16 protein-coding genes are annotated in these 26,609 nt (G+C 70.6%); 7 read left to right on the forward strand and 9 right to left on the reverse strand.

The annotated features are described in order from the left end of the window. Positions 1–20: 20 nt before the first annotated feature. Positions 21–587 carry a DUF1003 domain-containing protein gene (locus CYJ26_RS05525; protein WP_024034511.1) on the reverse strand — a complete coding sequence of 189 codons (567 nt, stop codon included), beginning with the start codon at positions 585–587 and terminating at the stop codon, positions 21–23. Beyond that, positions 580–1,884: a magnesium transporter MgtE N-terminal domain-containing protein gene (locus tag CYJ26_RS05530; RefSeq protein ID WP_034237028.1), complete on the reverse strand. Its 1,305-nt coding sequence runs from the start codon at positions 1,882–1,884 to the stop codon at positions 580–582. Before CYJ26_RS05530 ends, CYJ26_RS05525 begins: the two co-directional genes overlap by 8 nt. Positions 1,885–1,962: 78 nt before the next feature. Here CYJ26_RS05530 and CYJ26_RS05535 point away from each other — a divergent pair, with 78 nt between their 5' ends. Both CYJ26_RS05535 and CYJ26_RS05540 read left to right on the forward strand, forming a co-directional pair. Beyond that, on the forward strand, positions 1,963–2,802 hold the full coding sequence (locus CYJ26_RS05535; protein ID WP_229083003.1) for a YflT domain-containing protein: 840 nt from the start codon (positions 1,963–1,965) through the stop codon (positions 2,800–2,802). 48 nt (positions 2,803–2,850) lie between these two features. Then, positions 2,851–3,648, forward strand: coding sequence for a sugar phosphate isomerase/epimerase family protein (locus CYJ26_RS05540; RefSeq protein ID WP_024036301.1), 798 nt, complete (start codon positions 2,851–2,853; stop codon positions 3,646–3,648). A gap of 181 nt (positions 3,649–3,829) precedes the next feature. Here the strand turns inward: CYJ26_RS05540 and CYJ26_RS05545 are convergent, their stop codons facing one another. The 3 genes from CYJ26_RS05545 to CYJ26_RS05555 form a co-directional block, all read right to left on the reverse strand. Beyond that, positions 3,830–4,876 (reverse strand): cation diffusion facilitator family transporter, encoded by a 1,047-nt coding sequence (locus CYJ26_RS05545; RefSeq protein ID WP_101638097.1) that lies wholly within the window; start codon positions 4,874–4,876, stop codon positions 3,830–3,832. Continuing rightward, positions 4,873–5,235 carry an ArsR/SmtB family transcription factor gene (locus tag CYJ26_RS05550; protein ID WP_024036303.1) on the reverse strand — a complete coding sequence of 121 codons (363 nt, stop codon included), beginning with the start codon at positions 5,233–5,235 and terminating at the stop codon, positions 4,873–4,875. Before CYJ26_RS05550 ends, CYJ26_RS05545 begins: the two co-directional genes overlap by 4 nt. A gap of 264 nt (positions 5,236–5,499) precedes the next feature. After that, complete coding sequence (locus CYJ26_RS05555) at positions 5,500–7,074, reverse strand: aminopeptidase P family protein (RefSeq protein WP_034237027.1); 1,575 nt, start codon at positions 7,072–7,074, stop codon at positions 5,500–5,502. A 395-nt stretch (positions 7,075–7,469) separates the two neighbouring features. Here CYJ26_RS05555 and CYJ26_RS05560 point away from each other — a divergent pair, with 395 nt between their 5' ends. Both CYJ26_RS05560 and CYJ26_RS05565 read left to right on the forward strand, forming a co-directional pair. Beyond that, positions 7,470–8,315 carry a PHP domain-containing protein gene (locus CYJ26_RS05560; protein ID WP_034237026.1) on the forward strand — a complete coding sequence of 282 codons (846 nt, stop codon included), beginning with the start codon at positions 7,470–7,472 and terminating at the stop codon, positions 8,313–8,315. 97 nt (positions 8,316–8,412) lie between these two features. Continuing rightward, positions 8,413–9,042, forward strand: coding sequence for a MarC family protein (locus CYJ26_RS05565; RefSeq protein WP_024035217.1), 630 nt, complete (start codon positions 8,413–8,415; stop codon positions 9,040–9,042). Positions 9,043–9,419: 377 nt separating this feature from the next. Here the strand turns inward: CYJ26_RS05565 and CYJ26_RS05570 are convergent, their stop codons facing one another. After that, entirely contained in the window at positions 9,420–11,132 is a 1,713-nt protein-coding gene (locus CYJ26_RS05570) for a DEAD/DEAH box helicase (protein ID WP_034237025.1), read from the reverse strand. Positions 11,133–11,453: 321 nt separating this feature from the next. Between CYJ26_RS05570 and CYJ26_RS05575 the strand changes: the two genes are divergently transcribed. After that, entirely contained in the window at positions 11,454–12,107 is a 654-nt protein-coding gene (locus tag CYJ26_RS05575) for a ferritin-like fold-containing protein (protein ID WP_034237073.1), read from the forward strand. A 115-nt stretch (positions 12,108–12,222) separates the two neighbouring features. On the opposite strand, the gene CYJ26_RS05580 is transcribed toward CYJ26_RS05575, so the two are convergent. Both CYJ26_RS05580 and CYJ26_RS05590 read right to left on the reverse strand, forming a co-directional pair. Beyond that, positions 12,223–16,968, reverse strand: coding sequence for a S8 family serine peptidase (locus CYJ26_RS05580; RefSeq protein ID WP_034234697.1), 4,746 nt, complete (start codon positions 16,966–16,968; stop codon positions 12,223–12,225). A 690-nt stretch (positions 16,969–17,658) separates the two neighbouring features. Next, on the reverse strand, positions 17,659–17,874 hold the full coding sequence (locus CYJ26_RS05590; RefSeq protein ID WP_006548596.1) for a DUF3107 domain-containing protein: 216 nt from the start codon (positions 17,872–17,874) through the stop codon (positions 17,659–17,661). A gap of 250 nt (positions 17,875–18,124) precedes the next feature. On the opposite strand from CYJ26_RS05590, the gene CYJ26_RS05595 reads away from it, so the two are divergent. Beyond that, the gene (locus CYJ26_RS05595; RefSeq protein WP_006548597.1) at positions 18,125–21,595 is read left to right on the forward strand and encodes a PD-(D/E)XK nuclease family protein; all 3,471 of its coding nucleotides are present in this window, start codon (positions 18,125–18,127) and stop codon (positions 21,593–21,595) included. Continuing rightward, positions 21,595–25,050, forward strand: coding sequence for an ATP-dependent DNA helicase (locus tag CYJ26_RS05600; protein ID WP_101638117.1), 3,456 nt, complete (start codon positions 21,595–21,597; stop codon positions 25,048–25,050). The genes CYJ26_RS05595 and CYJ26_RS05600 overlap by 1 nt, the downstream gene beginning before the upstream one ends. Here the strand turns inward: CYJ26_RS05600 and CYJ26_RS05605 are convergent. After that, complete coding sequence (locus tag CYJ26_RS05605) at positions 25,022–26,347, reverse strand: phosphotransferase (protein WP_006548599.1); 1,326 nt, start codon at positions 26,345–26,347, stop codon at positions 25,022–25,024. The genes CYJ26_RS05600 and CYJ26_RS05605 overlap by 29 nt on opposite strands. Positions 26,348–26,609: the final 262 nt, after the last annotated feature.

Consider the following 26,609-nt stretch of genomic DNA (forward strand, 5'->3'; position numbering starts at 1 on the left):
GCCAGCCCGCCTGACCGGGGTCAGGAGCGCTCGTGCTCCTCGTCAGAGAGCTCCTCGACCACCTCGACGACCTCCGCGACGATCTCCTCGCGTCCGCGGCGCTCCTCAGCCAGGATCTCCTCCAGCACGTCCCGCAGCTCTCCACGCACGAAGTCACGGGTCGCGACGTCGTTCATGGCCAGGCGCAGCGAGGCGATCTCGCGAGTGAGGAACTCCGTGTCCTGGAGGTTGCGTTCGGCGCGCTGCCGGTCCTGCTCCGCCGTGACACGGTCCCGGTCGTCCTGACGGTTCTGCGCCAGGAGGATGAGCGGGGCCGAGTAGGAGGCCTGGGTGGAGAAGGCCAGGTTGAGCAGGATGAAGGGGTAGGCGTCCCAGGCGTAACGGTGCGCGTACTGCACCAGGACCACGTTCGCGGTGATCCAGGCGACCACGAACACCGTCATGTAGAGGATGAAACGTGGCGACCCCATGAACCGGGCCGTGGCCTCCGCAAAGCGCCCGAAGGCGTCCCCCTGGCCGGACGAGCGCTGCGTCAGCCAGCGCGGCCGCTTTCCGGTCTCCAGGGGCGTGTCGAGCGACTCAGCCATTGGCGCTCCTCTCGATCGTCTCGTCAGTGACCTCGTCGTCGGCCTCGCGCCAGTCGTCCGGCATGAGGTGGTCGAGGACGTCGTCGACGCTCACCGCGCCCAGCAGGCGGCCGGCGTCGTCCAGGACAGGCAGGGCGGTGAGGTTGTAGGTGGCCAGCAACCGGGTGACGGTGCCGATGGAGTCGTTGGCGTGGACGTCCTCCAGGTCCGTGTCGAGCAGCGCTCCCACAGGCCGTTGGGGGCGCTCACGCAGCGCCCGCTGCAGGTGGACCATGCCGAGGAACCGTCCGGTCGGGGACTCCGTGGGCGGTCGGCAGACGAAGGCCACTGACGCCAGGGCCGGGGGCACCTCGCGCTTGCGTGCGTGAGCGAGGAAGGTCGCCACGGTCGCCTCGGGCGGCAGGATGATCGGCTCGGTGGTCATGAGACCACCGGCTGTGTACTCGTCGTAGGCCATGAGGCGGCGTACGTCGGCGGCCTCCTCCGGCTCCATGAGGGCGAGCAGCTCGGCCGCCTTGGACTGGGGGAGCTCGGAGACCAGGTCCGTGGCGTCGTCGGGCTGCATGTGGTCCAGGACGTCAGCGGCACGGGCGGTGTCCAGGGCGGAGATAAGGGCGACGGCGTCGTCGTCGCTCAGCTCCTCGACGGCGTCGGCCAGGCGCTCGTCCTCCAGCTCAGCCGCGACCTCGACCTGACGGGCCAGGGGCAGGTCGGACAGGACGTCCGCGAGGTCGGCGGCCTTGAGGTCCTCCATGGTGGCGAGCAGGGCGGTGGCACCCTGCTGCGCGTCGCTGGCAGCCAGGCCGGTGACCTCGTCCGGGCGCACGGTGAAGGTCTCGCCACGGCGCAGCCCCAGCGGCCCGGAGGAGGCGCGCTGGACGAACAGGCGCGTGACCTTCCAGTCCTTGTTGCGGTCCACCTCGATGGCGACGTCACGGACGGTGACCTTGCCGGTCCCGTCGCGCAGCGTCACCACCCGGTCCAGCAGCTCGCCGACCACGAGGGTCTCGACCTTGCGCTGGGAGAAGCGTCGGATGTTGACCAGCCCGGTCGTGATGACGGCTCCGGGCTCGATCGCGGTGACGCGGGACAGGGGCAGGAAGACTCGACGGCGTCCCGAGACGTCGATGACGAGGCCGACCGCCCGGGGCTCACCACGCAGCCGGATGAGGACGACGACGTCGTGCACCTTGCCCACCGCGTCCCCCAAGGGGTCGAAGACGGTGGTGCCGACCAGCCGGGCGACGTAGACCCTCGTGCTGCCGCGCGAGGCTGTGCGGGCCATCGTGTTCTCCATGAGCACACACTATGCGCCAGCAGCGTGAACGTCCCACTGGCCGCTGCCGGCCCGGAGGTGGCGTGCGACCATACAGCCATGAGCCAGCCCATCGGAAGCGCGAGCCCACAGCCGTCCGCCACGCCTCGTGGCCGAGCGATGCCTCCGGGCGAGGAGGTGGCCTCCTTCGCGACCTATGCCGAGGCGCAGCACGCCGTCGACATGCTCAGTGACGAGGGGTTTCCGGTTGAGCACCTGGCGATCGTCGGCACGGACCTGCGTCAGGTCGAGACCATCACGGGCAGGATGAGCTGGGGTCGAGCCATCGTCTCCGGGGCCGTCTCGGGCCTGTGGCTGGGGCTCTTCTTCGGTGCGCTGCTGGCGCTGGTGGGGCCGAGCCAGATGGGCGGGGTCGCTCTCATGGGCTCCGCGGTGCTCATGGGGGTGCTGTGGGGCGCCCTCTTCCAGGTCGTGGGATATGCCATGACCCGCGGGCGCCGGGACTTTACCTCCACCAGTGCTGTCGTGGCCTCGCGCTACTCCATCATCGCCGCTGAGCACGTCATGGACGCGGCTCGCGCGCTGTCGGGCCTGGCGGGAAACCTCTCCCGCGGGGGTGAGGCGGCACGTCGTGCCCAGGAGCGCAGAGCGGCTCGTCAGGCAGGCCGAGGCGGCGGCCCGACCACCTTCGGCTCCCGTCCGGACGAGCAGCCCCGCTTCGGGGTGCGCCTCAGCTCGGCGGACCAGGTCCAGTCAGGATCACAGGCCGTCGAGGACGCGCCCGGGCCCGCGGCGCCGGCGGAGCGCTCCGCGGCGAGCACCCCCTCGGTGACCGAGGCCAGCCCCGCTGCGGGCACGGAGCCGGACAGGGGGCCAGCCCCGGACAACGGCGAGTCGACGACGGACCCGGCAGCACCGTCGTCGGACCAGGACGACTGAGCCGGGCACGTCCCGGACAGGCATAGCGCCTCGGAGGAAGGAGGCTGGATGAGTACCCCGGTCGGGCTGTCGACCGCCTCGTGCCCCCTGGGCAAGGCGGAGTACACCTTCCGTCTGGCTGCTGAGCTGGGCTACGACGGTGTGGAGGTCATGGTCTGGTCCGAGCGCTCGACGCAGGACCCGAAGGCGCTCGCGGAGCTGGCGCGCCGCTACGACCAGCCGGTGCTGGCGGTGCACGCCCCGACCCTGCTGCTCACTCGCTCCGTCTTCGGCGCGGACCCGTGGCGCAAGATCGACCGCTCAGCCGAGCTGGCGATCGCAGTAGGGGCGCCGACGGTCGTGCTCCACCCGCCCTTCTTCTGGCAGACCCGCTACGCGCGTTCCTTCGTGCGCGGTATCGCCGACAGGGAGCGGAAGGGCAGCGTCTTCTACGCGGTGGAGAACATGTTCACCTGGCGGCCCCGGGACCCGCACTCCACCCGGGACTTCCAGGCCTACTCCCCGACCTGGGACCCGGTTGGCCAGGGGTACCGCTCCGTGACGCTCGACGTCTCGCACGCGGCGACCGCCGGGTGCGACGCGCTGGCGATGGCTCGATCGCTGGGACCGACGCTGCGGCACCTCCACCTCACCGACGGCATGCCCGGCTTCCGCGACGACCACCTCATGCCGGGCGAGGGAAACCAGGACTGTGCGGGGCTGCTGCGCTACCTCGACCGGACCGGCTTCGCCGAGCGCGGCGGGCAGGTGGTCGTGGAGGTGAACACCCGCGGAATGAGCGAGGAGGAGCGTCGCGAGGGGCTGGCAGGGGCGCTGGCCTACGCGAGGACTCACCTGGACGGCTGAGGCTGTTCCGGGTAGGTCCGCTGCGCTACCTCGATGCCGGTGGCCGCGTGGCTGAGCCCTGGCCGTGGGCCGAGACCCTGGCCGCGGGATCTGCCTCCGCGTTGAGTGGCGGCGTCCCGTGTGGCAAGCCCTAGCCGCGGGCCGTGGGACCTGCGGCCAGGGCACAGGCGACCGGCAGCGCCTAGCTGCAGCCGGCGGCCTCGTGCTCGCGGTGACCGTCCGGCTCGATCTGGAAGGTCGCGTGCGTGATGCGGACCGGGAAGTGCTCGGCCACGCACTGCTGGAGGGCGTCGAGCACCTCCTCGCTGCGGCCGGCGTCGAGGCAGGAGTCATGCACCACCACGTGAGCCGTCAGGACTGGCAGGTCACTGGAGACCCTCCAGGCATGCAGGTCGTGGACGGCCAGGACCTCGGGCAGCTCGCTGAGGTGTCGGCGTACCTCCGCCAGGTCCAGCTCGGTGGGGGTGAAGTCCATGAGCACCCGCCCGGCCGCGCTCAGGAGGGTGACCGCTCGCGGGACGATGAGGGCCGCGATGAGCAGGGAGGCCACGGCGTCGGCCTGGACCCAGCCGGTCAGGCGGATCACGAGCCCGGCGACGATCACGCCGAGGGAGCCGAGCGCGTCCCCCGCCACCTCGAGGCACGCCGCGCGCATGTTGAGGCTGGTGCCCCGCCCGCCCATGAGGACGGAGAGGCTGACCAGGTTCGTGGCCAGGCCGATCACCCCCATCACGAGCATCCCCTCGGCGTGGATCGTCTCGGGCTGGATGAGGTTGATGACGGCCCGGACGGCGACGGTGACACCGACGATGCTGAGCATGCCGGCCTGGAGGGTGGCACCGAGGACCTCGGAGCGCCGCATGCCCCAGGTCGAGCGGTCGGTGGAGGGACGGGAGGCCAGGTGGGCGGCGAGTAGCGCGACGACCAGCCCGGCTGAGTCCGTGGCCATGTGGCCGGCGTCGGCCAGGAGTGACAGTGAGCCGGAGAGCCAGCCGACGACGGCCTCGCCCACCAGGACGACGGAGGTCAGTGCCAGGGCGATCGACAGGCGGGTGCGGCCAGCGCCCTGACCGTGGTTGTGGGCGTGTCCGTGACCGTGGTCGTGGGAGGAGCCGGCGTCGTGACCGTGGTCGTGAGGGGAACCGGCTCCGCGTGAGTCCCGCAGCGCATCGGTGAGTCTCGAAGAGTCGTGCGTCTCAGAGATCGGGGTATTGCGGGGGGAAGTCATGCGTGCGCTCCCTCGGTAGGCACCTGGGCTGCTCGCGCCAGGCAGGAGGTGGCGACGAGCACGGCCGTGAGCTCGTCGGCGTGCTCGAGCTGGCTGACGTGGGCGCGGCCGTGGGCGTGCGTGGAGATGAGGCCGGCACCGCGCAGCACCTCTAGGTGCTGGGACACGGTGGACTGAGCCAGGCCCAGGTGGCTGGCGAGCTCGCCGACCCGGTGCTCGCCACCGCGCAGGTGGGACAGGATGGCCAGGCGGGTGGGGTCACCGAGGACCGCCAGGAGGTGGGCCAGTGAGCGAGCCCGGGCGACGGCGTCGTCATCCTGGGCGACATCAGTAGGTAGAAGCTCGTGAACTATCGTCATGCGGCGATAATATCGCTAGGTAACGATGGATTGTCAAGGGTGGCGACGGCGGACAGGCGTCGGGGCGTTGGTGGTGGGGTGGGGTCGTTGGAGCGTGATGCTGCTGCGGGGCACGGGCTGACTCATGCCGCGCGCCCGTTGAGGACGGGCCTTTGCGTCGTGTGAACGAGTCTTTGTGGCGTGCGAACGCGCCTGCGGTGTGGTCGTGCGTGTCTCGCTCGATCTCACGCCGCAGGCGCGTTGTCAGGGGTGGGAGGCTCGATCTCAGCCGTCGATCAAGCCACTGACCCAGGCCTCGACCTCGTCCGCGGTCCGTGGGACCCCCGCCGTCAGATACTCCACGGTGCCGTCCTCACGCACGACGACGTCGTCCTCGATACGCACGCCGATGCCGCGCAGCTCCTCGGGCACGAGCAGGTCGTCCTCCCGGAAGTACAGGCCCGGCTCGATGGTGAAGACCATGCCAGGCGCGAGCTCAGCATCCATCGACATCTCGCGGCGTGCCTGAGCGCAGTCGTGGACGTCCAGGCCGAGGTGGTGGCTGGTTCCGTGGACCATCCAACGGCGGTGGTACTGCCCGTCGGCGGACAGGGAGTCCTCAGCACTGACGCCCTCAGGCAGCAGCCCCCACTGCGCCACCTTCGCGGCGATGACCTCCATCGCCGCGGTGTGGACGTCGCGGAAGCGGCAGCCGGGCTCGTTGGCGCGGGCGAAGGCAGCGTCGGCCGCCTCCAGCACCGCCTCGTAGACACGTCGCTGAGGCTCGGTGAAGCGGCCGTCCACCGGGATGGTGCGGGTGACGTCAGCGGTGTAGAGAGAGTCGACCTCGACGCCGGCGTCAACGAGCACCAGCTCGCCGGGGCGAACAGGCCCGTCGTTGCCGATCCAGTGCAGGGTGTTCGCGTGGTTGCCGGCGGCGGCGATGGTCTCGTAGCCCAGGCCGTTGCCCTCCTCGCGCGCCTTGGCGCCAAAAGCCCCTTCGAGGACCCGCTCGCCACGCCAGTGGCCGGTGGCTCGGGGGATGGAGCGGATGAGGTCGTCGAAGCCTGCCTTGGTGATGTCCACGGCCCTCTGAAGCTCGGCGACCTCCCAGGGGTCCTTGCAGATGCGCAGCTCGCTGGCAGCCTCGGCCAAGGCGTCATCGACCTGCGTCGCCTCCTGCCCGCTGGCCAGTCCCGCGGCCTGACGCACCTGGTCCACCAGGGAGGTGACGGCCTCGTCAGCCTCGGCGATGACGCGCAGCTGCACGCCGTCGACCCCGGCGTCCTTGGCCAGAGCGTCCCCCAGGGTGTCGATGTGGGCGGCGCGGATCCCGGTGACGGCCTCAACCTCCTTGATAGAGGGCCGCACCCCCACCCACAGCTCGCCGTAGCGCGGGTTGGCGTAGAACTCCTCGCTGGAGCGTGAGGCGCGGGGGCGGAAGTAGAGGACGGCCTCGTGAGTGACCTCGCCCTCGGCTGGTGCCTGCCCCGGTGCGGTCAGCGGCTCCAGGACGAGCACGGCGTCGGGCTCAAAGTCGGTGCCGGTGCCGGTCAGGTGGGCGAAGGCCGAGTGCGGACGGAAGCGGTAGTCGTTGTCGTTGTTGCGGGTCTTGAGGGGACCGGCGGGGATGACGAGCCGCTCGCCGACGAACCTCGCCCCGAGGGCTGCCTGCCGCTTGGCTGCCCAGGGCGCCGCCGCTCCCTGGGCGGGTAGGTCTGCCGGGCGCGGGCCCCAGCCTGAGCCGATGAAGTCTCGGAAGGCCTGGTTGGTGGGCTGGCGCGAGCGGTTGCTGCCGCGCTGGGCGAGGGACTGTGGTTCCTCCTCGGAGGAGGTCGAGGTGTGCTGGGTGTCGTTCATAACCGCATCCTGTCACTGCTGGACAGCCTGGGCCACAGCGCCGCTGCCGCTCTGGCCGGGCTACCGGCGTGAAGGGCGCCAGGTCAGCGGACCCCAGGTCAGAGGGCGCCGTGGCGGCCGGGTACGGGGCGGGCTCGGTTGCCTGGACGACGACGGCGCGCGGGTTGCGGAGATAGGGGGCCTGGCCGGGCGGTTGCTGACGACGACGGCGTGGGCGCGGCTGGCTCCGGCCGGCGGCTTCGTGGGTGGTGGGGGTTCCCATCGGCCGGTTCGTGGCCGGCGGACGCGTGGTCGGCGAGGGTCGCTGTCGGTGGGCGTCGTGGTCGGCGAGGGTCGCTGTCGGTGGGCGTCGTGGTCGGCGAGGGCCGTCGTCGTCGGCCTCCTAGACTGCGTGAGTGCGTATCGACCCACACACCCACTCCTCCTGCTCCGACGGCACGGACAGCCCCTCGCAGCTCATGCACGCCGCCGCCCGGGCGGGCCTCGACGTCATCGGCCTGACCGACCACGACACCGCCCAAGGATGGGACGAGGCGGCTGCTGCGGTCGCCGAGACGGGGGTGAGCCTGCTGCGCGGCGTCGAGGTCTCCTGCATGGACCGCGGGGTCACCCTCCACCTGCTGGCCTACCTGCCCGACCCGGAGTCGCCGGGCCTGGAGGAGGCCTTCGAACAGGCTCGCTCCTCGCGCACGAGCCGGGCGCAACGCATCGTCGAGCTCCTCGGTGAGGACTACCCGATCAGCTGGGAGGACGTGCTGGCCCAGTCGGAGCACGCTGCCACGATCGGGCGCCCGCACATCGCCGACGCCCTCGTGGCGGCAGGCGCCTTCCCGGACCGGTCGGCGGCCTTCGCCGGGCCGCTGGCCACCGGCAGCCCCTACTACGTCGGTCACTGGGCGCTGGATCCGGTGCGTGCCTGTGAGCTCGTCCGGGCTGCGGGAGGCGTGCCGGTGGCGGCGCACCCTCGGGCTGGTGGGCGGCAGCGTCGTCTCGTGCCCGACGAGACCTTCGCACGCATGGCTGAGGCGGGCCTGGCCGCGCTGGAGGTAGACCACCGGGACCACGACTCCGCTGAACGGCAGCAGGCACGTGATCTTGCCCATCGACTGGGACTGGCCTGCTCAGGAGCGTCTGACTACCACGGTCAGGGCAAGCCGAACCGGTTGGGGGAGAACCTCATGTCTCCACAGCTGCTGGAGCAGATCGTCGACGAGGGGTGCCTTCCGCTCCTCACGCCGTGACGACGGCGCAGCCGGCTCGTGCTCAGGTGACCGGCTGCCTCCGAACCGTCTACGCTGCCTGTCATCCGCCCCCTAGTAGAGGATCGCAAGACCCCGCATGCTCGACTCGATCTTCAGTCTGTCCCTGTTCGCAACGTCATTCACCACGATCCTGGTGATTCAGGACCCGCTAGGCGCGGTGCCGATCTTCCTGTCGCTGACCAGTCGGCAGACCGACACCCAGCGCAGGTCCTCAGCCCGGCAGGCGACACTCGTCTCATTCGCTGTCATCGTGGCCTTCGCGCTCTTTGGCCGCTACATCCTCACCTTCCTGGGGATCTCTGTACCGGCGCTGCAGTTCTCCGGCGGGTTGCTCCTCCTGCTGGTGGCCCTGGAGCTGCTGACGGACCGGACCGACGAGAACCCGGACCCAGACGCGGTGTCGGCCAACGCCGCCCTGGTGCCGCTGGGTACACCGCTGCTCGCGGGCCCGGGTGCGATCGTCGCGGCGATGGTGGCCGTGGACTCTGCCAGGACGCCAGTGGTGGGGTGGGTGAGCATCGTGGCAGCCCTGGTCGCCACTCACGCCGTCATCTGGCTGTCGCTGCGCTTCTCCCTGCCTCTGCACCGGGTGCTTGGGGAGTCTGGGATCCGTGTGCTCACGCGCATCTTCGGTTTGCTGCTGGCCGCGATCGCGGTGCAGATGATGGGTGACGGGATCCTGGCCTGGCTGCACCAGCACTTCTGAGCGCGGTGGAGGGTCCGCCCGGTGCCGGAGGCTGCCGTTGGTGTCCTGAGAACTGCGCCGGTACCAGTGCGGGCCGCTCTTTGTGAGCAGCGGGTCCGTGGCTGGCTGACGGAGGCGCTCACACGGTGTGGGGTCCGGCAGCGGTGCTCGGCTCAGGGACAGTGCTAGGTCTGGATACAGTGCCGGCTTTGTACGAATGGTGGTCTTCGCCTGGAGATGGTCTGTGTCTGGAGATGGCCGGCTCGTGTGATGGGCGTGTTGAGGGGTGGGCCAGCGGCGGCCAGTGTCTGGAGACGACGATCGTGGGCGCCGGGTCTACCCCGACGCCCACGACGTCACCGCTCATTCCCGCTGGCTCGTTGCCTGCTGGCGCAGCCTCAGTCCGTGCTGGCTGAGCCGCCGGCAGGGCGACCGCCACGCGTGCGCTTGCGGGTCCGCGTCCGAGGCTTGCGCTGCGCGCTGGAGCTGCCCTCGGAGCCGGTTGCCTCGCTCCCGCGAGACCGCTCACCGTCACGGCGGCCGCGCGAGCCACCCCGCTCCGCCGAGCCACCCCGGCTCGTCGAGCTGCCGCCGCGCGCACCGCGTCCGCCGCGGCCACCGGAGCGCGAACCGCGCCCGCCCTCGCCGTCGCGGCGACGCTTACCGGTCTCTCCCAGGTCCTCGATCTCCTCCGCTGCCAGGCCAGCCAGCGTGCGCTGGCTCTTGGGCAGCGTGCCGGTCACGCCCTCGGGGATGTCCAGGTCAGCGAAGAGGTGCTCGCTGGTGTGGTAGGTCTCCACAGGCTCCTCGGCCTCCAGGCCCAGGGCCTTGGCGATCAGGCGCCAGCGGGGCACGTCGTCCCAGTCCACGAAGGTGACGGCGGTACCAGAATTGCCCGCTCGCCCGGTACGGCCGATCCGGTGGACGTAGATCTTCTCGTCCTCGGGGCACTGGTAGTTGATGACGTGGGTGACGTCGTCGACGTCGATGCCTCGGGCGGCGACGTCCGTGGCCACCAGGACATCGACCTTGCCGTGGCGGAAGGCGCGCAGCGCCTGCTCGCGAGCACCCTGCCCCAGGTCCCCGTGCAGGGAGGCGGTCGCGAAGCCGCGCGCGCTCAGGTCCTCGGCCACGCGCGCCGCAGTGCGCTTGGTGCGAGTGAAGATGATGGTGCGTCCACGCTCGTGGGCCTGGAGGATACGTGAGACGACCTCGACCTTGTTGAGGGCGTGGGTGCGGTAGACGACCTGCTTGACGCTGGTGACCGTCATCGACTCGTCACCCGGGTCCTGGGCGCGGATGTGGGTCGGCTTGGACATGTAGCGGCGGGCCAGGGCGACGACGGCGCCGGGCATGGTCGCGCTGAAGAGCATGGTCTGGCGGTCGGGCCTGGTGCGGGCCAGGATCTTCTCCACGTCCGGCAGGAAGCCGAGGTCGAGCATCTCGTCGGCCTCGTCCAGCACCACCGTGGTCACGTGGTCCAGGGACAGGACGCCCCGCTCCATGAGGTCGATGAGGCGTCCGGGCGTGCCGACCACGACCTCCGCGCCTTTCTCCAGCGCCTCGATCTGGGGCTCGTAGGCGCGGCCGCCGTAGACCTGGACGATGCGCACCGTGCGCTTGGCGGCGGCCTGGGAGAGCTCGGTCGCCACCTGCTTGGCCAGCTCGCGCGTGGGCAGGACCACCAGGGCCTGCGGTGAACCGGAGGCCGGGTCCTCGTCCCAGCCCTCCTCACCGGGGCCCAGCGTGTCCATGAGCAGCGGGATGCCGAAGCCGAGCGTCTTACCGGTGCCGGTCTTGGCCTGGCCGATGACGTCGCGGCCCTCCAGGGCGACCGGGAGGGTCAGGGCCTGGATCGGGAAGGGGTGGAGGATGCCCTTGTCGGCCAGGGCCTGGCTGATCTCAGGCTCGACGCCGTAGTCGGCGAAGGTCTTGGCGCTCAGGTCGGTCTCGTCGCCCTCGTCGGTGATGTCGGGGGTGGCCTCGTCCAGGACGGGCGCGTGGGCCTGGCTGGTCTCGATGACCCCGGAGCTCGGCTGGGCCGGGGCGGCGTCGGTGGTGGGCTGGGCGCCGGGCTCGCTGGCGTCCTGGGCGGTGATGTCGTCAGTCACGACGTTCCTTCAGTCTGATCGGCCGCGTGCGTTCCCGTGCCGGACAGCGGCACAGGCTCGCTAGCCGCGGCCTGCCGGGTCTGAGGCGGTGGGCCTCGGGCTGACAGGCGGCGGCGAGGGCGGCCTGGCATCGATGGCAGCCGATCGTGAATCTGCTCCGCTCAGGGCCTCGAGCCGGCGGGGCGTGGCTGCTGGACGACCGGGCAACCGTGGACAGGGCCACCTTAGCGGCCCGTCATCGCTTCCGTCCTGGTCAGCGGCGGCCCTACGGGGCCGGCGTGGGCGAACTCACGGCGAGAGTGGGGGACCTACGCTGTGTCCATGACTGATGCCCCATCGCCCCTGTCAGCGCCGTCCTCCACCGGGTACCTGCCCGCGGTCCTGGGCATGGTTGCCTTCGCCTCCTCGGTGGCGAGCATCCGGCACGCCAAGGACGCGGACAAGGCTCCCTCGATGGCCCTGAGGATCGAGCTGCTGCAGACGGCGGCGCGCCGTGTGGACTCCTTCGCTCAGGTGGAGGCGGTCTGCGCGGAGCAGGGATGGCAGGCCACCACGCTCGCAGAGGTCTTCCGTGGCTCCCTGGGTGAGTTTGACGAGCGCCTGCGCCCGGCCGACTGGCCCGAGCGCCTGCTCAAGACCTACCTGAGCCTGGGGCTGCTGAGTGACTTCTGCCTGACCCTGGTCGCGGGCCTGGGGCAGGAGCACGCCGGAGAGCTGGCGGGACTGGTCCGCGAGGACTCTTTTGACACCCTGGCGGTGGCCCAGCTGCTGCCCGGCATCGAGGCCGACGCCCAGCTGGCCGGTCGCCTGGGCCTGTGGGGACGACGCGTGGTGGGGGAGGAGATCGGCACCCTGCTGGGCATGCTGGCCACCTACCCGGCTCTGCTGGAAGGACCAGCAGACCGCGCTGACCTCCACGAGGCACTGTCGCAGGGTGCCGTACAGCGCATGCGTGGGATTGGTCTGCGCGTGTGAGACCGCCTCGTCGGCTTGGACGCGGCAGCGCCCGTCCCCACCGAGGGGACGGGCGCTGCCGCGCATGAGCCGGGGCGGGCCGGGGCAGGAGGTCCCTGCCCCGGCCCACCGTGGCTCAGGCCTGACGACGGCGGCGAGCCGCCAGGACCAGGCCCGTGGCGACCACCATCGTGGAGGCCAGGAGGAGGGTGCCGGAGTCAGCGCCCGTGCGTGACAGGGAACCACGCTGGCTGCGTCCGGTCGCAGAGCCGGATGCAGCGGCGGTCGAGCCCTGGCAGGAACCGGTCACGACGGCGTCGGGAGCCTGACCCGGTGCGACCAGTAGGTAGGTCGCCCGCGAGGGACCGGTGAAGGTCACCACGCCCTCGGCCCAGGTCGAGGCCACCGGGACCTCACGGCCGTCAGCCAGCACGCGCCACACGCTGGTGCCCTGCACGGCGGGGGCGGTGATGACCGCCTCGATGGCTGCCAGACCCTCCCGGTTGGACACCACCAGGCGGCCATCGCTCACGGTGGCGCTCAGGGCGTCGTCGCGGCGGAAGGTTCCCGTGGCTGTGACCTGGCCGTCGTGCAGGGTCAGTGTCTCCAGGGTGAGCGTGAGCGTGACGGTGCGTCCGGCGGTGTCGGTGGCCACGAGCGTGACCGTCTGCTCGCCCTCGGTCAGGACCGTGCCCGCCAGCAGGGACAGGGCGTCGGCTCCCTCGATCTGCGCCGCGGCGTCGACGACGAAGCTGACGGTCTGGGTCGACTCGTTGCCGGCCAGGTCGCGTGCGGTGACCGACACCGTGTGACGGCCCAGCGCCAGGTCCGCGGTGGGTACCTGGGCGCTCAGGACCGGGGAGTCAGCTTCATCGACCGCGCGGGCGGCCTGCCCGGCCTCGCCGCGAGCCTCCTCCTGGGTCGCCTCGTCCGGGACCGCCTGCTGCGACGCCGCTGTATTGGGCTCCTCGCCCTCCTGCGAGGAGGCTGACGAGCCGGCGGGAGCCAGCGCGCCCTGAACGGTGCCGGCCTTGGCGGTGGTCGGGGTCGACAGGGAGTCGACGACCTTGCCGTCAACGGTGGCCTGGGCGGTGGCCAGGTGCTGGTCCGTGGCCGAGACGGTCAGGACCCGCTGGTCGGCGACGGTCTCGCCCTCACTGACGGTGCTGATCTGGGTGTCCGGCGCCTGGGTGTCGACGACGACCGGGATCCCACCGGCCAGGGTGTTGCCCATCGAGTCACCCGCCACGATCAGCAGGATGTCGCCGTCGGCGACGGTGACGTCCCGGGAGAACTCCCGCTTGTTGGACTCAGGTCCTGTGCCGGAGCCGTTGTAGACGTCGATGACGGCCGAGTCGTTGATCTTGAGCTGGTAGCCCCAGCCGTCGTCCTCAGCGCTGCCCGCGAAGGTGACGGGGCTGTCCTTGGTGTACAGGACGCCGTCGTAGAGCGTGGGCGTGGCGAAGGAGAGAGTCGGCATCGTGACGTCGAGGTAGAGGAAGAAGGCGTGGTCGTAGCCGGGCACGACCGCCCCCGTGCTGTCCAGGACCTCCAGCCGGAACTGGTTGATACCCGGCTGCGTGGGCAGATCGAGGGAGAAAGTGCCGTCGCCGTTGTTCCGGGCCTGGATCGGCTCGGGGTTGATGACCGAGCCGTCCTCGCTGACGCGCGTGGCTGGGGTCAGGCGGATGACGGAGGCGTCACCCATCGAGCCAGTCAGCGTGTAGCTGGTGGCTGTGGCCCCGCTGTCCGCGGCCGAGACGAAGCAGGCACTGAGGTTCGCCTGGCAGCTGCCGTTGAAGGTCGGCGGTGTGAAGGCGGCCTCGGTCTGCCCCGAGCGGCCGGCGATCGGCAGGCTGGTGGAGGCGGTGTTCGCCCCGTCGGAGGCGACGACGGGGACGGTCACCAGCTTCTCGTCCGGGGTGAAGGTGACAGAGAAGGACCCGTCAGGGCCGACCTCGACCTTCTGACCGGCCACCGTGACTGACAACGCGGCGTCACCACGCTCGTCACTGACCGAGCCCGTGACGGTGACGGTGCCGTCCTGTGCCAGGGCGAGGGCGCCGTCGTCGTCCAGCTGTCCGGTCACCGTGAGAACCGGCGCCTGGGAGTCGTAGGTGACCGGGACCGTCAGGGTCTGGAGGACCGTCCCGTCCGCGGCGTAGGCCACGACCTCGATCTCCTGCCGGCCCTCAGTCAGCGGGACGAAGGCGTTGGCGCGTCCGTCGGCCACCTCGACCTCCTGGCCGGCCACGGTGAGGTGGTCAACCGTGGAGGAGACGAAGGCCTGCAGGTGCAGCTGGCCACCGGACACCAGCGGCGAGGCCGAGACGATGACGGAGGAGGACAGAGTCTCAGCGTCAGGGATGACCAGGTCGGTGTCCGGTGCCAGGATCGTGGTGGCAACAGCGAGGTTGAACCCGCGGTCGACGACCGAGGCGGTGAGGTAGGGCGTGCCCTGCGGGACCTCGACGACGAAGGTGTTCTCACCGGTCGAGGTCACCGTGAGGTCCTTGCCGTCGGGGCCGGTGACGGTGGGCACGTCCATCAGCCCGGAGCCGGTCTCGGTGACCGTGATGGTTAGGCGGCCGTCCTGGAGCGTGCCGAAGGTGAGCACCGGGGCCGTGGCATCGATTGTGAAGGGCATCTCGGTGGTCTGCCACGCTGTGTCTGCGCTCAGGCGGGTACGCACCCGGAAGGTGTACTGGCCGTCGGGAACGCGGACGAACTCGGCGCTGGCCGGGTCCCACACGGTGCCATCGAAGGTCTGGGAGGTGGCGACGTAGGCGCTGGAGCCATCGGCCACCGAGACCTCGGAGCCGGTGGAGCGGCGCAGCCCCTGCTCCTGACCGATGACCTTGAGGACCTGGCCGGAGGAGTCGACGACCTCGTACTCGGCGTCCGAGGCGTTGCGCATGAGCACCAGGCTCGGGGCGACGACGTCCATGTCACCCTCGCCGTTGGGGGAGACCGCGAAGGTGCCCAGCTCAGAGCTCAGCGGAACGGTCATTCCGCTCCATGTGGCTACCAGCCCGGTGGCCGAGGCGTTGGGGTCGTAGGAGGCGGGCAGGGGGTCGCCCGGCGCGCGCACGATCGCCTCGGCGTTCCAGTCGCCCACCAGGCCCAGGTAGGGCACGGACAGGTCCGGGGCGCCCTCGGTGACCGAGACCAGACGCGCCCAGCCCTCGATGTAGTGGGTGGAGGAGGTGTCAGGTGTCAGCGTGAAGCTGAGCGTGGCGCTGCCTCCGGCCGGGACGGTGACCTCGGAGGCGTCGGCGACCAGGGACTCAGACGAGACGTGAGTGGTGGTCTGTGCTCCTGCCTCGTTGGACTCGCCCACCACCTGCTGGGCCGGGACCGTGTAGCGCACGTCCTTGTCCGAGCGGTTGGTGAGGGTCACCGTGAAGGAGCGAGCGCCGTCGATCTGGCGCAGGGCGACGGCGGCCTTGTCAGGCTGGTCCTCGACCGTGGCGTAGACGCTGGTCGCCATGGCCTTGTCCACCTGGGCCAGGCCCGCGCCGACCTGACGCGGGGAGTAGGGAACGGACTGGGCGTCGGTAGGGATCTGCGCGGTGTTCATCAGCGCCACGCGGATGAGCTCAGCGCGCTCGGTGGCGGACAGGGAGGGGAAGCGCTGGGCGTACTCCTCGACCATGAGCGAGGCCATGCCCGACACGTTCGGGGTTGCCATCGAGGTGCCCGACTTCGTGCCGTAGCGGTTGTCGTTGAGGGTGGAGTAGACCTCACCACCGATGCCGGCGAGCTGGGGCTTGAAGTCCAGCGACGGTGTCGGTCCCCAGGAGGTGAAGGAGGAGGGCGTCAGGGCCTTGTCGTTGTCCGAGACCAGGACCTCGGTCGTCAGACGGATGCTCACGTCCTTGTTCTGCTCGAGCGCCTGGCGAAGCTCCAGGGCCTTGCTGCGCGGGATCGAGCCGCCCGCAACCGTGTAGGAGTCGATCCCGGCCATGGACAGCAGCTCGTCACCGCCCGCAGCGTTGTTGAAGACCAGCACGCCGCCGGCGCCGTGCTCGACCGCGTTGGCGAGCTTGTCCGCGAAGGTGATCTCGCCGCGCTCGACCAGCGCGTAGGCGCCGGCAAGGTCCTGGCCGGCGGTGTAGTTCTCGGGCCGGCCCAGGCCCACGTCCACCAGCGGGTGGTCCTGGCCGTCAGCCGTGCCGGACTGCAGGGAGTAGAGCATGCCTTGCTCTGAACCGTCGATGACCCGATAGGCCTGGGGCTGAGTCACCGTCGTGTTCTCGATCGAGGCGATCGTGAAGGCGTCGGCGTTGGAGGAGGGCGAGCCCAGGGCGGCGTCGTCAAGGACGCCCAGCAGGTCAGAGGTCGACTCGTCGGAGGAGAAGCTGAGACCGGCGTTGCCGGCGGCGATGTCCACGATGGCGCCGGCCTGGCGTGCCTTGGCCAGGGCGCGGTAGGTGCCGTCGGAGGTGTCGTTGAGGCCGTTGGGCGAGCCCAGGGAGAGGTTGAGCACGTCCGCGCCCAGCTTCGCCGAGTCCTCGATGGCAGCGATGATGTCCGCGTCGCGGGCGCCGCCGCCGGAGTTGGAGAAGACCTTCATGGCCAGCAGCTGGGCGTTCGGGGCGACGCCGTCCAGACGCCCCTTGGCCCACGCCTGCTCGGCGGTCTCGCCGTCGAGGGAGCCGTTGGCGGCCACGATGCCGGCCACGTGCATGCCGTGCTGGTCCTTCGTGGCGTCCTTGACGACGTAGTTCTCGTCGGCGTAGTTGTAGCCGGCCGGGACCTTCTCGTTGAAGTGCGCCTCAGGGGCCGGGTTGACGGTCTTGATCTTGGCCTTGTCTCGCGCGCTGGAGTCCAGGTGCATGTCCTGGTGCTCGGGATCGATCCCGGAGTCGATGATGGCCACGACCGTCCGGTGCCGTCCGCGCCGTAGTCCTTGAGCGCCGTCGGCACTCCCTGCGCCACGCGCGCGGAGTGCTGGGACGGGGTGAGCTCCAGGGACTGGGACGAGGCGAGGTCAGGGGCGTCTCCGGTCTCGACGTGGTCGTAGACACGCTCGATCTTGACCGAGGCGACGGCGCTCTCCTGAGCCAGGGCCAGCATCTTGCCGGCCGGCATCGAGGCGGAGAAGCCGTTGACGAGGTAGCCGAACTGACGCTCGACGCTCAGGTCGTAGCGGTCGGACCACGCGGCGATCAGCGCGTCCTGGTCGGCGACGTTGCTCTTCTCCTGGCCGGTTGAGGGTGTGGCCGGCTGGTCCTTGAGCAGGACGACGACGTTGACGCGCTGGTCGGAGGAGGCGGAGGCGGAAGCGGTCGATGGTGCAGGCACAGCGGGAGCAGCGCTCGCGGTGGCTGAGGCTGGCGCCAGGAGCGCCAGAGCCAGCACCGCTGCGAGCCCGCCACGATATGAAGATCTCGCAGGGACGCCTTCGGGTCGGGTGCACAGGGTGCCGGAAGGCTAAAGGGTGGTGTGTGTCATATATGTGACGTGCCCGTTTCATGAGACAGGGCGGGTCACCCACCCTGGAGGTGAGCGACCCGCCCTGGTTCAGCGGCCAGATCTGCCGCGTTGCGGTGCGCTGTGGCTGAGGCCTTCAGATGCCGAAGCCGACGCGGCGAGGGGTGGCCTCGCCCAGCTCGACGTAGGCGAGGGAACCGGCCGGGACGAACACCTTGCGGCCCTTGTCATCAGCCAGGGTGATGTCCTGGGTGGCGGCGCCCGCCAGCGTCGCCAGGACCTCGTCCTGGCTGGCGGAGGTCTCCAGGGCCAGTTCGCGGCCGGAGTGCTTGATTCCGATGGTGACCTGCATGGGTGCTCCTCATGGTCGACGACGGGGTGACGGCGGCGTGGCGCCGTGGCGTGGGCGGTTGCCCACCTGCAGCGTGATGCCTGGGATCCTAGGCGAGCCGTGAGGCTCGGGCGGTGCGGTGGGAGCGCTGGCGCCCGCTTTTCGCGCCACGCGGACGCCGCTGGTCCCTCAGGTGAGGTGACGGCGGGTCCGGCACGGCTCAGCGCGTCGAGCACGAGTTCGTGTCGGTGGGTCGTGATGGGATTGCCTCATGTCCGACGACGTCATGACCCAGCCCATCCGGCTGCTGCCACCGCTGCCTGTGGTCCCGCTTCCTGAGCCTGACGAGCAGACCGCCCAGGTCCTGGAGCAGGTGCGCGGGGGCAGCAACCTGGTGGTGCTCGGGGCTGCTGGCACCGGCAAGTCGAGCCTGGCCCTGCGGCTCCTGGTCGAGGCCGTGGAGCAGGGACGCGATGCGCTCATCCTGGCCCCGACCCGTGGCAGGGCCGAGCAGCTGCGTGAGCGTGCGGCTCAGCTCCTGGCCGGGCAGGGCAGCGGTGCGGTGAGGGTGCGTACGCCGGGTTCCTACGCCTTCATGGTGCTGTCCACCTCGCTGTCATCCCGGCCGGACCCGCTTCCGGCCCCGGTCCTGCTGGTCGGGGCGGAGGAGGACGCGGCCCTGGCGCAGATGCTCCACCCTGCCCACTGGCAGCCGCTGCCGCCTGAGGCCGTGACCTCGCGCGCCTTCAGGTCCGAGCTGCGCAACCTGCTGGCTCGCGCTGGGGAGCTGGGAGTGGGAGCGGCCGAGCTCGCAGAGCTGGCTGAGGAGCTCGACGTCGAGATCTGGAGGCAGGCGGTGCCGCTGCTGCGTGCCTGGGACGCTCAGGGGCGCCCGAGCTCCTCACGGCGCAGTCAGACCCGCAAGATGGACTCGGCCCGGATCCAGGACCGTGCCCGCGAGGCCCTGGAGCGCTGGAATGCTGACGGCGTCCAGGTTCCTCCGCCCGTTCCGGACCTCGTCATCGTGGACGACTACCAGGACTGCACGGCAGCCACCTCCAGGCTCCTGGCACGCCTGGCGCGTCCAGACTCCTCCGGGCACCGTAGCCAGGTGGTGGTCCTGGGAGATCCGGACGTTGCGGTCGAGACCTTCCGCGGGGGCACACCCAGCCTGCTGGTGGAGGCTGAGGACCGTTCCGGCCTGGCCGCCACCAGGATGACACTGCGTACCCGCTACCGCGGCGGTGCCGAGCTCGTGCGGGTGTGGGAGGACCAGGCCGATCGGGTGCCGGTGACCGGTAGCCCGGTGCACCGCCACCCGCGGCTCGCGGAGCAGGAGGTCTCCGGGGGCTGCCAGCCCTCGGAGACCTGCACAGTAGTGGCTGGGGAGCGCACTGCGGCCGTGACGGCGATCGTGGCCTCCAGCGCCTGTCAGGAGACCGCGCATGTGGCGCGGGTGATGCGTAGCGAGCACGTTCTCCACGGCACCGCCTGGGACCAGATGGCGGTGATCGTGCGGTCGGCCGGCGCCGCCCAGGCGGTGGCGCGTGAGTTGCGACGGCGCGGCGTACCCCTGTCCGCCTCCAGCCCAGCGGTGCTGCTGCGCGCTGAGCCAGCCGCGGCAGCGGTGACGGACGTGGCCAGGTCCGCTTTGGCTGGTGAGCTGGGGCAGGACGATGCGCCGGCCCAGCGCGAGGCGGTGCTCAGGCTGCTGACGAGCCCCCTGATCGGGTTAAGCGTGCTCGACCTGCGGCGGCTGCGTCGTCGGCTGCGCACGGCCTTCCCGCAGCAGGAGGCTGATGAGGTGCTGGTGAGGACCGCCTGCAGCCTGCAGCTGGCGCGGGCGCTGCTCGAGCAGCTGCGCCAGGACCCGTTGGTGTCTCAGGCCAGGAGCCTGGAGCGGGCCGCACGCATCGTGACCGAGGTCCGCGCGGTGGTCCAGGCCTGCCATGACGCGCGGCCCCAGGGGGATGAGGGGACCGGCCAGGGGCGTGTGGATGCAGAGGAGCTGCTGTGGGCGGCGTGGCAGGCCTCCGGATGCGCCGAGCAGTGGCGTCAGGTCTCGCTCGGTGGGGACACCGGTAGCGGTGAGGATGGTGTGCTCGCTGAGGCCGCTGAGCACGATCTGGACGTGGTGACGGCGCTGTTCAAGCGTGCTGAGGTCTGGGCCGAGCGTCATCCAGGCCAGGACGCTGCGGTGTTCCTCAGCGAGTTGGCCGGCGAGGTCCTGCCGTCAGACTCCGTGGCCCCCACGGGTGTCAGGCCTGCAGGCGTCAGCGTGCTGACCCCGGCAGCCGCCGCAGGACGCCAGTGGGAGGTCGTGGCCGTCACCGGTGTCAACCGGGACCAGTGGCCGGACCTACGACTGCGTGACTCCCTGACCCGCGCTGGTCTCCTGGTGGAGGCGGTGACGGACCGGCTGCCCCGTGAGCCTGGTGGACGGCGCAGCGCGCAGATGGACCGCGTCTCGGCACGTGCCCAGGTACGCGCTGATGAGCGTCGGATGCTCCTGGCCGCGCTGACCCGGGCCACGCGTCGCCTGGTGGTCACGGCCTGCCAGGACGAGGAGCACGCTCCGTCAGGCTTCTTCCTGGAGGTGGCTCGCAGCGCAGGTGTGCAGGTCAGCGATGAGGACGGCCAGGTGCTCACCAGCCCCGACGTCGGTGAGCTGACCCTGCGCGGCCTGGTGGCCGAGCTGCGGCGCGCGACGGTGAGGGGGCACCTTCCTACCGCCACGGAGCAGGAGCGCCAGCAGGGCCGCCAGGCGGCGGCGCTCCTGGCCTCGGTGGCCCAGGCGGGGATCGGCCAGGCAGACCCGAGCTCCTGGCCCCACGGCGTGGCGACCTCCGCCACGGCCTTGGTGGCGGACGGCGAGCGTGTCCGGGTCAGCCCCTCCGACGTCGACAACCTGTCAACCTGCCCCTTGCGGTGGTTCCTTCAGCGCCATGGTGGGGACACCGGGACCTCCGGCCAGCAGCGTCTGGGCAACGTGGTCCACGCCATCGCTGAGCGGGCACAGCGTGAGGGGCTGCGCGGCGAGAGCCTGCACGAGCTCCTGGAGGCCCAGATGCCTGAGCTGTCCGATCCTGGGACCTGGATCGAGCAGCTGGCCCGGCAGCGCGCCCACGACATCATCGACCGCCTGGACTCCTACCTCGCCTCCGTGCCCGGGCAGGTCCTGGTGGAGAAACGGATCGACGTCGAGCTGGACCTGCCCCTGCCTCCGTCTGAGGATACTGACGACGAACCGGGGCGTGACGGCGTGATCGGGGTGCGGCTGGCCGGCCGGATCGACCGGATCGAGATGGTCGAGGCCCTGGACGAGATGCAGTCAGGAACCCAGGAGCTGGACCAGCTTCCTGCGGGCCAGGGCAGGCGTGTGAGAGTGATGGATCTCAAGACCGGGCGGCGTCCGGCTGGTGACGTGGCGCGCAACGCGCAGCTGGCGACCTACCGCATGGCCCTGGAGGCACTGGGCTATGAGGTCAGCGGCGCTGGGCTGGTGGCCTTGGGGGAGAGTGCGGACCGCAACGGACAGACCCGGATCTATCCCCCCGGTGCGGCCTTGGCTGCCAGTCCTGATGCACAGACGGGGGAGGACTGGGCCAGCCAGCTCGTTGCCGGTGCGGCTGTAGACGCCTCGGGCGCCCGCCTGGAGGCGCGCGTTGGCGACCACTGCCGGTTCTGCTCGGTCAAGAGCTCGTGCCCGGCTGTTCCCGAAGGTCGAAGGAGTGTCGCATGATGTCCACCACCCCCGCTGCCTCCTCTGCTCCCCAGGCGGAGCTGACCCCCGCCTACCTGGCACGGGCGCTGGGCATCCATGAGCCCACGCCTGAGCAGGCTGCCGTCATCTGTCATCCCTTGAGCCCTGTGCTGGTGGTGGCAGGTGCCGGCAGTGGCAAGACGGCAACCATGAGCCAGCGCGTGGTCTACCTTGTGGCCAGTGGCGCGGTCGAGCCTGGCGAGGTCCTGGGACTGACCTTCACCCGCAAGGCGGCGGCCGAGCTGGCCCAGCGCATCAGCGTGCGCCTGGACGCCCTGGCTGGCTCGGGTCTGATTGAGCGAGACGAGGAGGGGCTGGACCCGACGATCGCCACCTACAACTCCTTCGCCGGCACCATCGTGCGAGACCACGGCCTGCGCATCGGGGTGGACCCGGACGCGACGCTCATCACCGAGGCACGGGCCTGGCAGGTGGTCTCCGCCATCGTCGAGCGACGCCGGCAGCCCCTGCCCCTGGAGTCTCCCGCCCGAGTCACCGAGCTGGTGCTCGCCTTGGACGGTGCCCTGTGCGAGAACCTGCTGGAGGTGGATCAGGCCCGCGAGCAGTTGGGTGAGCTGGACTCATTCTTCGAGTCCCTGGCCACGGTGCGGGGGCTCAAGACTGCGGTCAAGGGCTTTGACACCGCGATGAAGACGCGTCTGGCGCTGCTGGACCTGGTCCAGGAGTACCGGGACGTCAAGCGCTCCCAGGGCATGCTGACTTTCGGGGACCAGATTGCCCTGGCCTACCGGGTTGTCAGCGCACCGGGATCACAGGAGGTCGTTGCGGCGCTGCGCGAGCAGTACCGTGGCGTTCTGCTCGACGAGTTCCAGGACACCTCGACGGCGCAGGTCAGGCTCCTGGCCCGTCTCTTCGCCGATAGCGGCGTGACCGCCGTCGGCGACCCCAACCAAGCGATCTACGGATGGCGTGGTGCCAGCGCCGCGGCGCTGGATGAGTTCCACCGTGCCTTCAATCCCGCTGGTTGCCAGGCGGTCCACAGGGGCGCGGACCCGCTGACCACCATCCCGGTCCTGCCCTTGTCCACGGCATGGCGCAATGACAGTCGGGTCCTTGAGGCAGCGAACGCCCTGTCTGCCCCGTTGCGGCACCACACCCCGGCACCCGGGGACGCGCCGGCACCGCGGGTGCCTGTGGAGCAGCTGCACGCCAGGCCCCGCCAGGCGGGCCTGGCTGAAGGAGCCGTACTTGGTGCCTACCTGGCCGATCCGCTCCAGGAGGCAGAGGTGGTCGCGAGCTTCCTGGCGGACAGGTGGAACCCACAGGCGCAGCTGGCCGTGCTCAGCCGTACCCGGGACTCGCTCCTGCCCGTGGCTGAGGCGCTGCGAGCACGCTCGCTGCCTTACGAGATCGTGGGGATCGGAGGCATGCTCACGATTCCGGAGGTCGCGGACGTGCGCGCCCTGCTCACGGTGGCCGCCAACCCTGAGCGCGGCGACTGGCTGGTCCGTCTGCTGACCGCAGGCGGCATCGGCGCAGCGGACCTGGCCGCCCTCTACGCTCACGCTCGCCGTCAGATGCGCGGCACCTCACCATTCCAGCCGCCCGCTGACAAGAGCTCACAAGGGGCAAGCAGCGTCGCGCAGATTCCGGACGCCGAGCCGGACTCTCCGATGCTGGCTGAGGCGATCGAGGCCGTGGCCCGCAGCGCGGACCGTCATCCAGACGGGCTGGCGGGCGTCCGCGTGCCTGGACTGAGCCCGGCAGCCACGCGCCTGGCTGACCGCCTGGCGCGCCAGCTGCGTCGGGTACGCCGGGCGATGCGGTTGCCGCTGGCGGACCTCGTGACGCTGGCCGAACAGTGCCTGGACCTTGATATCGAGGTCGCGGCCAGGGTCGATGACCGGATCGGACGGCGGGGACTGGACGGGCTGCGCGAGGTCGCCGAGCAATTCACCCGGGACCTGGACTCTGCGAGCCTCCCGAGCTTCCTAGAGTGGCTGGACGCGGCAGAGGCTCACGAGCGTGCCCTGTCTGCCCCGGAGGTCGAGCCCGAGCCGGGCGCGGTCCAGCTCATGACGATTCACGCCTCCAAGGGGCTGGAGTGGGACCACGTGGCGGTGATCGGCATGAATGAGAAGGGTTTCCCGCTCTACTCCACGCAGCCGCGTGAGGACCTCTCCGTGCGCTCGAAGTCCTGGATGGGCTCGGCCGATGAGTTCCCGCACCCGCTGCGGATGGACGCTGCCACCTTGCCACCTTTCACTTTGGGTGTCCTTGAGCCGCCTGAGGTGGACAAGGACGAGGTCAAGGACCTGTTGGATCAGTACTGCCTGGCGCTGGGGCGCTACGGCGTCTCGGAGGAACGTCGCCTGGCCTACGTGGCCCTGACACGCGCTCGCCATGACGTTCTGCTCACGGGCTCCCATCTGTCCAAGAGCTCGACGACGCCGCGGCCAATGAGCCGGTTCCTGGCTGAGCTGCGACGCCGTGACCTGGTCCAGCCCTATGGCCCTGGATGGGTCGACTTCGATCCTGAGCACGGCAACGGCCTGGTGACGCGTCGTGCGCGGGTGCTGTGGCCGGTGCAGCCGGGAGCTGCTGACGAGGCGGAGGACCGTGACGGTGTGGCCCTGGCGCGTCAGCAGGCTGCGGAGGAGGTCGCTCAGGCCTGCCAGGATGCCTCTGTCCGGCTTCGCCATGAGTCTGAGCACAGCGAGGGTGATCAGCAGGCAGCGCCTGAGGCGGAGGTCGATGGCGAGCCGAGCACCCTCGTGGCGCGCTGGTGCGAGGAGGCGCGTGTTCTGCTGGCCGAGCGCGAGCAGGAGGCCAGTGCTCCGCGTCAGCTTCACCTTCCTGCCCACTTGGCTGCCACGCAGCTCGATGCCTTGCGCACCGATCCAGAGGAGCTGGCCCTCCACCTGCGCAGGCCCCTACCTTCCCGGCCCAGTGCCTCGGCGCGGCTGGGCACGGTCTTCCACGACTCCGTCACGCAGCGCTTGTCACCGCATTCGGCCCTGTTCAGCCTGGAGGAGGCTGGCGTACCGGACACTGTCTCGGCTCAGGACCGGCAGACCCTGGAACGCTGGCTCGCCACGGCGCAGGACCTTGACCTGCTCCAGGGCTACCTCCTACATGACACGGAGGTTGAGCGTGAGATGACGATCAGCGGGGTCACCTTGCGCTGCCGGATCGACGCGGTCTTCCGGCGGGAGGGCAGCGGCGAGGATGAGCCGGCCGCCTGGCTCATCGTCGACTGGAAGACGGGCCGTCACCACGTGCCGGTGGACCAACTCAGTGTCTACGTCCACGTCTGGGCTGCCTCACTCGGCATCCCGGCCGAGGCGGTCAGGGCCGCCTACGCCTACGTCGACTACCCCGGTGGCAAGGTCGATGAACTGAGCGGCCAGGAGCTGCTGAGCATGGAGACGCTCACCCGCACGCTCAGTCTTGCGCACGCTCCTGGGCGCTGAGCGGGACCACGGCGGCCAGGTCCGTGGTGGGGGTCTGGTCCGCCGCCAGGTCGGTGCGCGCCGAGACAGCGGCGTCGCCGGTGACCTCGGCGTCGGTGCCTGAGTGATCGGCCTGGCGTTCGACCATCGTGATCTCGCTCGTGGCCTCGTCAGGGCCGGCGCTCGTCCGAGTTCCCGGAACGGGGGCCAGACGCGGCTCGTGGGGCTCGACCAGCGGCTCGTCGCCGACCTGGTCGAGCAGGTCGGCCAGCATCGAGACTGCGTCGTCGATGATCTCCTGGTCCTGGGAACGCACCCCGTGCAGCAGCCACTTGGCCAGGCTCATCTCGCTGACCAGCTCGGCTCGGTCACGCAGGTGCTTGTCCACGCCCTCGGTCCGGGCCAGGTCGTAGGCCGCCTCGATCGAGTCCAGACAGTCCACCGGAGCGGTCGAGTAGATCCAGGCCAGGTCCTCGGCCGGGTCGCCAACGTGGATCTGTGACAGGCCCTGCAGCGCCACGACACCGCCACCGGCCGTCAGCACATTCTCCTCGGCCAGGTCCCCGTGGACGACCGTGGGGCGGAAGCGCCACAGCGCGGTGTCGTCCAGGACCTGCTCCCATCGAGACAGCAGGGAGGCGGGCACCTTGCCGGTGGCGGCGACGTCGTCGAGCAGGGTAAGCCAGTTCGTGCGGACCTCGTCGGCGTCGTAGACGGGCAGACCGGCCTCGGAGACAACCGTGGTGGACAGCTCGTGGAGCTCTCCCAGTGCTCGGCCTAGCCCTGCTGACAGGCCGGGGCCGGGCCGAAGGGAGGCGATGCTGATGGGCTTTCCCTCGATGTGCGAGCGCACCTGGACGTGGAGACCCTCGCGTCGCAGTGAGCCTGCGGGGCGGGAGACGTCGAAGGAGACCAGGCCGTCGTCATGGCTGCGGGCGATGCGGCGCAGAACCTCGGCCTCGGCGTCGAGCGAGGCTCCGGCCGCGTCCGAGCGCGCCTGGAGCACCTCCCAGTGACGGCCGCGGGAGTCGATGACGCCGACGGTGCGCAGGGAGGCCGAGGCCTCTTGCGGCAGGGCGAGGCGGGCCGGATCGAGCCCAGGAACGGCGACGGCGGCCATGGCTGCCAGCGTGAGGGCCGAGGGCTCCCGCTCCGGCGTGGTCGAGGTGTGGCTGTGTGACGTGCCTGCGGCAGGCTCATCCACGCGCTCAGCCTCGGTCGCGGGGGCTGGGGCGTCCTGTGGGACCGGGGCATCCTGTCCGGCATCCGGCGTGGCCTCGGTTGCGGGCCGGGTCGGGTCAGTTGGCGTGGTCGACATGCTCCCACCGTAGGCGAGGACTCCCAGGGGGTGGCGGTGACGCGCTGACCGCCACCGTGGCAGAGCCCGTGAGGGCCGTGGCGGGGCGCCAGAGAGACCGGGCGCGAATCTCGACGGAGATTGTCCGCGCAAAGCCCCACGAAGAGGAGTGAGCCATGTCATAGTGTGGATGTGCCCTCCTCAAGGATGAGCGGGGCACACCTTCCCCTATCCCTCATCTGCGCACAGAGGTGCCTCATGCACGCGATGTGTCGGCGCCCTT

It is taken from the genome of Actinomyces urogenitalis (genome assembly GCF_002861525.1).
GTDB classification, from domain to species: domain Bacteria; phylum Actinomycetota; class Actinomycetes; order Actinomycetales; family Actinomycetaceae; genus Actinomyces; species Actinomyces urogenitalis.